The sequence below is a fragment of the Thermoactinomyces daqus genome (assembly GCF_000763315.1).
In the GTDB taxonomy this organism is placed as follows: Bacteria; Bacillota; Bacilli; order Thermoactinomycetales; family Thermoactinomycetaceae; genus Thermoactinomyces_A; species Thermoactinomyces_A daqus.
Genome location: NZ_JPST01000072.1, coordinates 1 through 8572, shown reverse-complemented (window position 1 = coordinate 8572; position 8572 = coordinate 1). Strand labels below are relative to the sequence as shown.

At 45.3% G+C, this 8572-nt stretch carries 6 protein-coding genes; all 6 read right to left on the bottom strand.

Features of this window, described 5'->3' with window-relative positions:
* Positions 1 to 259: 259 nt before the first annotated feature.
* The 6 genes from JG50_RS0117695 to JG50_RS0117670 all read right to left on the bottom strand — a co-directional run bounded on the left by JG50_RS0117695 (position 260) and on the right by JG50_RS0117670 (position 8146).
* Positions 260 to 1978 (bottom strand): ABC transporter permease/substrate binding protein, encoded by a 1719-nt coding sequence (locus JG50_RS0117695; RefSeq protein ID WP_033102436.1) that lies wholly within the window; start codon positions 1976 to 1978, stop codon positions 260 to 262.
* Positions 1975 to 3177, bottom strand: a complete 1203-nt coding sequence (gene proV, locus JG50_RS0117690) for a glycine betaine/L-proline ABC transporter ATP-binding protein ProV (protein WP_152568647.1) — start codon at positions 3175 to 3177, stop codon at positions 1975 to 1977. Before proV ends, JG50_RS0117695 begins: the two co-directional genes overlap by 4 nt.
* A 573-nt stretch (positions 3178 to 3750) precedes the next feature.
* Positions 3751 to 3879, bottom strand: a complete 129-nt coding sequence (locus tag JG50_RS21165; RefSeq protein ID WP_407701827.1) for a Tn3 family transposase — start codon at positions 3877 to 3879, stop codon at positions 3751 to 3753.
* Positions 3880 to 5462: 1583 nt separating this feature from the next.
* The gene (locus tag JG50_RS0117680) at positions 5463 to 5741 is read right to left on the bottom strand and encodes a hypothetical protein (protein WP_033102434.1); all 279 of its coding nucleotides are present in this window, start codon (positions 5739 to 5741) and stop codon (positions 5463 to 5465) included.
* 109 nt (positions 5742 to 5850) lie between these two features.
* The gene (locus JG50_RS0117675) at positions 5851 to 6606 is read right to left on the bottom strand and encodes a sugar phosphate isomerase/epimerase family protein (protein ID WP_033102433.1); all 756 of its coding nucleotides are present in this window, start codon (positions 6604 to 6606) and stop codon (positions 5851 to 5853) included.
* A gap of 82 nt (positions 6607 to 6688) precedes the next feature.
* The gene (locus JG50_RS0117670) at positions 6689 to 8146 is read right to left on the bottom strand and encodes an aldehyde dehydrogenase family protein (RefSeq protein WP_033102432.1); all 1458 of its coding nucleotides are present in this window, start codon (positions 8144 to 8146) and stop codon (positions 6689 to 6691) included.
* Positions 8147 to 8572: the final 426 nt, after the last annotated feature.

The window sequence follows — 8572 nt, the reverse complement described above, 5'->3', positions numbered from 1 at the left end:
CCATATCTTATTTTCAAGGTGCATTCTCTCAATTGCGACGATCATTGCGGCGACAAGAAATAATATAGCACGATCTTTAAGCTTATGCAACAGTTTTTTTTTAAAAAATGGAGTTTTTCCCTCATCATTTTTCCTCGAAGCAGTTTCCCCCTTTAGAAACAATCTTAATTAAATACCTGAGCCTCAACAGAATAATCCAGAATCATGAAACTCAACAAAAAGTAAAAAACATGCCGCCTTTGGCGGCATGTTTTCAATCTTACTGTTTACCAAGCCATTCATTTACTTGTTTCGGATGGCTTTTAACCCATTCAGCAGCAGCTTGATCCGGAGACATTCCATCGTGGATCTTCAGCATGACTTCTTCCATATCCTCTTTGCTCCAATGAAACCGGTCCAAAATCGCATACGCTTCCGGCATGTCCTTCTTCAGGCCTTTACGCACAATGGTATGGATCGATTGCGGACCACCATAAACTCCGTCCGGATCATCCAGGAATTTCAATTTATATTTTAAAAACTTCCAATGCGGTTCCCAACCGGTTATCACAATCCATTTCTTCTGTTTATACGCCTTGTCCAGGGAAGCTACCATCGAAGCATCCGTGCCCGAGATCAACTGATAGCCATTCAGTTGATATTGTTTCATTAGTTTCTCCGTCAGTTGCATTTCGCCGGATCCTGGGTCGATACCGATGATTTGCCCGTTGAATTTATCGCGGTACTGATTCAGCTGATCAACGGAATTGATCGGTACATATTGCGGAACAACCAGCCCAATTTTTGCTCCCGTCAGGTTAGGACCCAAATCGTCAAATTGTCCCTTGTATTTTTCGACAAAAATTTTGCTTGATGACGGCAACCAGGCACAGACGTGAGCATCCGCCGCTCCGCTGACGACGCCTTCCCACATGGGGGCAGCTTCCGTCTCTTGAATTTCAACATCGTAACCGGCTTTTTCCAATACCTGTTTAACCACATTGGTGCTGGCAATTTCCGAATCCCAGGCGACATAAGTCAGCACGATTTTTTTCTTGCCGGATCCGTCTCCAACATAGGAATAAACCGTCATCCCCAGCAGGGCAATGATCGTGGCAATCGTCAACCATTTGCGGACGATCACCATCGGCGTTTTTTTATTGACGGCGGCTGTTTTCGCATTTCCGAGATTCTGGGTGACACGGTCAAGGATAATGGCAATGATGGCAATCGCCAATCCGGCTTCAAATCCCTTTCCGACCTGCAGACGGGAAATCGATTGGAGCACAATCTTGCCCAATCCGTCTGCGCCAATCATGGAACCAACCACAACCATTGACAAAGAGAGCATGATCGTTTGGTTGATCCCGGCCAGAATGGTCGAACGAGCCAACGGCAATTCCACCTTGATCAATTTCTGCCAGGAGGTTGTCCCAAAGGCATCGGCAGCCTCTTTCAGTTCTCCGGATACTTGACGCAATCCCAAACTTGTCATGCGAATGGTGGGCGGCATCGCAAAAATGATTGAAGCGATTTCCGCAGGCACATTCCCCAGCGCAAAGAAAAAGACAGCCGGAATCAGATAGATGAAAGATGGCATAGTTTGCATAAAATCAAGGACAGGAAATAAAAAACCTTTCATTTTGTCGCTGCGACCGGCCAATATCCCCAGAGGAATCCCGATCACAATGGAAATCAAGGTCGCAGTGAGAACCAACGCAATCGTCAATACGCTGTCTGACCATAATTGCAAATCATAAATCAGCATTAAACCGATGAATGCAAAAATGGCAATCCTCAAGCGACTAACCAACCACACCAGCAGGGTCAGCAGCAGGATCATCCAGATCGGTGGCACAGCGGACAACAAATGTTGAAAGAAATCAACAGTCGGCCCAATCGCTCCGTTGATCAAATCGAACAGCGGCTTAAAATGAATTTGCAGCCACTGGATAAACGCATCTACCCATTTGTCTAGCGGAATACGCGGCAAACTCATTCGGAATCACCTGCCTGTCCAGCCAGAGCAGCAAAAATGGCTCCTCTTCCGACCGCTCCGGCCAGCCGTCCTTCCTCATCCACCACAGCGGCCGGATAAGAAGAATCGGACTGGGCCATAAGCTGAAGAATCTCCCTTAACGGTGTATCTTTCTGGACGCGGACAAGATCCCGGATCATCACATCCCGCATCTCTTTTCCTTCACGTAACGCCTGTTTTGCCTGCTCAGCCGTGAGCATTCCATGAAGCTTACGATCGCGATCCACGACGAGCATTGCCGGAACACCTTTATCCCGCATCAGCTTTAAGGCAACTCGCAACCCATCCTTGCCGAGAATGATTGATTCCGCTTTTCGCATAATCGACTCAGCGGTCAACACTTTGGCCAGGTTGACATCTTGCACAAATCGCTCGACATATTCGTTGTTGGGATTGGTCAAAATATCCTCAGGCGTTCCGATTTGCACAATTTCCCCATCGCGCATAAGGGCGATCCGATCCCCGATTCTCAGGGCCTCGTCCAAATCATGGGTAATGAAAACAATAGTTTTATGCATGGATCGTTGCAATTCGAGCAACTCATCCTGCATATCCTTGCGAATGAGCGGGTCCAAAGCACTAAAGGCCTCGTCCATCAACAGGATATCGGGATCATTAGTCAGTGCCCTGGCCAGCCCCACCCTTTGTTGCATTCCGCCGCTCAATTGGTTCGGGTAACTTTCCGCCCAGGCTTCAAGCCCCACCAATCGCAAACTTTCCATTGCCTTCTGTTTTCGTTCCTGTTCGGGAGTACCCTGAATTTCCAAGCCGAACTCCACATTCGACAACACTGTGCGATGAGGAAATAGGGCAAACTTCTGAAACACCATTCCGATCTTTTTGCGCCGGACTTCACGCAATTTTTCCTGGGACATTTTGACGATATTTTCCCCGTCAATCAATACTTGTCCATCAGTCGGTTCAATCAGGCGGTTTAGCATTCGAATCAATGTTGATTTACCGCTTCCCGATAAACCCATAATCACAAAAATCTCGCCGGTGTACACAACAAAATCGGCCTGATTGACTCCGACCGAAGCACCGGTTTCTTTCAATATCGTCTTTTTATCCTTTCCCTCCTTTAACATTTTCAGTGCTTTCTTCGACGAACGACCATAAATTTTGGATAAATTTTCTACTTTTATCTTTATTGTTTCCAAAAAAAACACCCCTCTCTCTTAACCTACTAACCGTAAATGTCATTTCTTAAACCACTTTTTTGCTTTTTTTCTTTAATAACCAATCATTACCATAAAAAATTACTTTTTTCTCACCAGGGGTACCGACAGAAAAACGCGATTTTGCCACGCTAAGAACTCAGAGAAGTGAAAAACCCGATTTTCAACCACGTTAAGGGTTGTGATCGGGTTTTGTTGTCTGATTGTATATTTAATCGGTGTATTGATATGTTCCCAATTGAGCGGTGAAAATATGGAAGATCATATTTAGCGCTGTTCCTCTTTGGTATTGGTCAATCAATGAACGTTCTCGCAGTTCCCCTTGACTTATAAAACGTAAAGCTTTCACTACATGATTTTCCCGGTTATATGAACGGAATTTGTTCATAACAAGCGACGCAGAAACACTTTCCCATCTAAGATTGAATGGGAGATACGCAATACCTGATCGCAATTTTGCAAGATCACTTGAGGATTAATCTTTTTAAGCAAATCTGAAATCTTGGGAAACCATTAGGCAGATCGAGGGGAAAAAAAGTGCGCATCCCCTGTATTTCAAATCCCGGGCGCAAATCGAAATCCAAATATATGGCTTAATCCAAAAACTTGATCAGTATAGCCCGCGGCATCCGTATCATGTTTTTTGATTTCTAAATCTGTTTCATGGTGGAGAATCTTATCGATGAGGAGAATTGATCACTGACAAAGCGATTCAGCATAGACGGAAAATCCCCCGGCTTGGACACGCATCCCATCACCCATATTTTTCGTTTTCACTTCTGAGCCGTTTGAAGGATTGAGGAACGGGCTCTCCATTCGTGTCATCTTTCGTCTTTTATGCACCAGAACCCGTTTTATTGATAATGCCGTGTGGATATTTTCGATATTTGAGTTTTCGCGTTGTTGGCAATTCTAAACGAACATTACCTGATCTGGGTGCTCTTCGGTTACTTGTCAAAGTAATTCGAGTATTAGCTCTTCCGCAAGCGAAGTTATTTGTCTAAACCCAACGCTTCTGCAGAGTCCTTCTACTATTTGGAAGGAATTGCACCTTCTGTTCAGGCACCACCTAAAACGTGTATTAGGGATTTGGGTGTTGGGGGGCTATTTCCAGTCCATACATTTCCGAAATTATCCTCGGCGTAGTATGAACGCACTCTTCTGGTGCTTCCAACATAAACACGTTCAGTCGCACCAGGCTCCACTCTAAACCACACTGTCTTCACATATCCCTCAGGACAAGTCCCAGGAACTACCTGATGATTAATGCAAATGAATACGGTATTGGGAGTAAGGTCACGAAACGAGAGGGACATCTTCATCACCTCTTTTTAAATTATTAATCTCACTTATATGGATTTTTTCAATAAAAGTGTTAATCGACTGTGGGGATATAATAGTAGATCCAGAGAAAGAACAGGGATATTTTGGAAATTACGTGATAATTCTGCCAGATTCCTCTCGACTTGGATTATGGCTTCTGGACTTTCTGTGCATGGGACAGGTCGAGAACTTTGTAAAGGTGGCCAAGAGTCAATACTTCATCCCGATGCCCTCTGTATCCAGCTTGGATGAACTTAACCAATGGCAGGTTGAAAAGTGCATCTCTTACGAGACGACCACTGTTCCCCGTACTTCACTTACCGTCAGGGAGGCAAGCCTATGAGGAAGACAAAGCGCACATGTTACCGCTGCCTCCACGTCCGTGAGCTTGCGATCCAACCCGGTATGGGAACAGCAATTCGCTTTCCATGGTCACCTTGGAGAAAACAGCTTTGACTATGCCTCCTCAGAGCTGAGGTGAAAGGTCTTTGCTGAGCGAGTGGAGTTCTGCCACAAGGGAGAACTCATTGAGACACATCCGCGATGTTTGGGACAAGGCCAAGAGGTGCTCAACTACGACCATTTTCTCGATCTTCTCCTTCAGAGGCCGGGCGCGGTCTAGTATGCCCGACCGTTGAACCAAGCAAATCTTCCGCCCAGCTGTGCGCAGTTTCGGGACAAGTGCCAACACTGCCCGGGGGGGATAAAAAAATTTTTCGCATTCTTCTCTCCACCGTGAGTTTGAGCCCTCCCCAGTTGAAATTTCCCATGATGAAGAACGTTTCGCACCAAATAAAAGAAGCAGAGCCAAACTTGGACTCTGCTTCCGTTTTCGTCCGCGATTCCCATTGTGTCGTGAGGAGATTCTTCTTGCTCTGCTTTTCTCCACACGTCGCGACAGGTTGAAGGGATGTACGGAACCCGTCTTCCATCTTCGCTTGTGATCAGGAACTGCTGGAAGAGCTACACGAACTGCTGTCCCGCCAGTGACTGCTGGAAGAACTGTCCCAATACCCCCAATCATGACAATGATGCAGCATATGTTTCAATATCTTGGTGGCTTTTTTGCTGTGCCGGTACGCTTTGTACAAGGAATGGTGATCCATCTTTTTGTAATGATGTTTGGGATAGTGAAACATCGGATACTTGGGAGGCGCAGGAACCATCGGGGGCATGGGAGCCACCGGAGGCATGGGATGCATGGGAGGCTTAATGCGTTCCAACAAAATCCACTCCTTTGGATTAAAGATGCACGTTGCTATCCTATGATCGTCTATCCATATTTGAACCGGTTCATCCGCCCCATTTTCCCATGGTTCCAGCCTGAAAAATTTATTTCAACTTCCCTTGCAAATATGCCAAGCTTTGATGGACGGAGCGCATCGGGTCATAATCAAATTCCTCCTGTTCCACAATCAGCCAGGAAAGGTTCCACTCGTTGGCCAGGGCGACAATTGCAGGGATGTCAAGAGAACCGGCTCCTACTTCCGTACTGACTGCTTTGCCGTTTACCCGTTTCATATCCTTCAGATGGAGTGCAATCAATGAATCTCTGTATTTTTTCATCAATTGAACGGCATTGAATCCGGAATATTCAGCCCAATATATATCCAATTCCATTTTGACCAATTGTGGGTCCGTTTCCGTAAACAGGATATCAAATCCTGTTAATCCGCCAAATTTTTGAAATTCGAAATCATGATTGTGATAGGCGAACATGAAACCGGCCTCTTTGCACTGTTGTCCCAGTTGATTAAACGTTTCTGCCAATCGTTTAAAATCATCAGCTGTCGTCCTCATCCCTTGCGGCAGCCAAGGAACAACCAACAAGCGGTTGCCGATCTGCTCATGATACCGAAACACGGACTCAATCCGATCCGGTGCAAACTCAGACAAGGGAACATGGCTGCCCGCTGCAGTCAATTTTTTCTCTTCCATCATTTTTTTTACCGCCATGGCAGGTGCTTCGAAAAAACCGGCGAATTCAACTCCCTCATATCCCAAGTCGGCTACCCGGCGGAGTGTCCCCAAAAAATCCTTCTCAGCCATGTTATTTAACGTCCAAAGTTGAAGTGCGATTTTGCACATTAACGCCAATCCTCCTCAATCGGGCATGGTTTTTCGAGCGATTTCGCCATTTCAACCCGTCGATTCAACCTGCGGCCATGGGTCAGAAGGGAAAAGTCCGTGGTTCATTTTGCACTGACACCCATTTGGTTGTGGTAAATTCTCCAAGCCCCCAATTTCCGCCAAAACGTCCGTAACCCGAAGCTTTTTCACCACCGAAAGGAATATTGGGTTCATCATTGACCGTTTGGTCATTGACATGAACCATCCCGGCCTGGATTCGCTGGGCGACACGAACTCCGTGCTCAATCGATCCGGAGAAAACCGCGCTGCTCAACCCGTATGAATTATCATTGGCAATCTCTATTGCTTCTTCTTCACTTTCAACGGGAAGGATACAGGCGACAGGGGCAAAAAGCTCCGTTTGGGCAATTTTCATGTCATTACGCACATCTGCAAGAATATAAGGCTCAAGAAATTGATCATATGCTTTTCCTTCGAGAATCAGCCTGCATCCCTGTTGTACAGCATCCTCGATCAAAGAAAGAACGCGGGGAATGGCATTTTTATTGATTAACGGTCCAATAAAGGTATCCGGTTCCGCCGGATTTCCGACTTTCAGCTTCTTCACTTTTTCCGCAAACAAACGGATAAATTCTTCATATCGACTTTTATGTACGATGATGCGGTTAATCGACATACAGATTTGCCCCTGATGCAAGAAAGCACCGAAAACCGCAGCCTGCACCGCCTTTTCAATATTTGCATCTTCCAGCACGATAAAGGGGTTATTGCCTCCCAGCTCCAGATGCAGTCTTTTGAGATGTTTTCCGCAAATTTGGGCGATATGCCGGCCTGTTTCAGTTGAACCCGTGAAAGAAATCAGCCGTGGAACGGGATGTTCAATAAAGGTATCACCAATTTCCTCGATTTCCCCGACAACAACATTAAACACCCCTTTTGGCAGACCGGCATCTTCAAACAGTTTGGCGAGAAAAAGACCACCCGATATGTATGTCTGCGAATCCGGTTTCAAAACAACGCCATTACCTGTTGCCAAAGCAGGAGCGACCGCACGTAAGGATAAAATAAACGGGAAGTTGGACGGGCTGATGATCCCAACGACTCCATGCGGTTTACAATAAACCCGGTTCTCTTTTCCGACGACAAATGAAGGGTGAACCGTTGTGTTCATCTGAAAAGGGTATTTGGCTGCCTCCTTCAACATGGAGAAAGCCGATTTTGCTTCAATGCTGGCTTTGATCCGGGTACTGCCCGATTCGGCAATCAAGATCTCGATGAGTTCGTCGGCCCGTTCTACCATCAGTGCCGCAGCTTTTTCCATTACCATTGCCCGATTGTAGGGGTTCAATTGTTCCCAGGCTTTCTGGGACTGTTTCGCTTTCTCATAAGCTCGGGCAATATCATCGCGATTCGCCAACTGAAGGGTGGATAATGTTTCACCATTATAGGGATTTACATTTTCATAGCGGGTCGGGCTTGAACCATCAATCCATTCCCCACCAATATATTGCTTATTCCAATACGTAAAATCATACATGATTGTTTTCTCCTCCATTTCTTTTTTATTTTATAGTACAATATTAACTTTCAATATTATTGTTATTATACTATAAACGTGATTACATTCAGTAAAAAAAGGGAAAATATGAATGGTTCTCCAGAACTATTCAAGTAGAAATAGCTGCTCATTTCGACAGGAAATCCAGAATTAAAATGGAACTCGCCATGATTGTCATCGTCCCTCCAACCAAGCGATTTCCATTATTCTCGTATCCGTTCTCTCTGTTTTATCCCATATATTATATTTATTTATTAAAATAAAATAATATCTTCAGGTCTAAAGTGTCTTTGTATCTGAAGTTTAAAGTGTCTCACATCTATTAAAATGGAAAGTCTCCATTTCGTTATTAATAAATAAAAAAACCCATCTCGATTGAGATGGGTGAGATTGATGACAAACCCC

Coding starts and splice junctions, on each gene's coding strand:
- JG50_RS0117695 (WP_033102436.1), bottom strand. CDS start 1,978: ATGAGTTTGCCGCGTATTCCGCTAGACAAATGGGTAGATGCGTTTATC.
- JG50_RS0117675 (WP_033102433.1), bottom strand. CDS start 6,606: ATGTGCAAAATCGCACTTCAACTTTGGACGTTAAATAACATGGCTGAG.
- JG50_RS0117670 (WP_033102432.1), bottom strand. CDS start 8,146: ATGTATGATTTTACGTATTGGAATAAGCAATATATTGGTGGGGAATGG.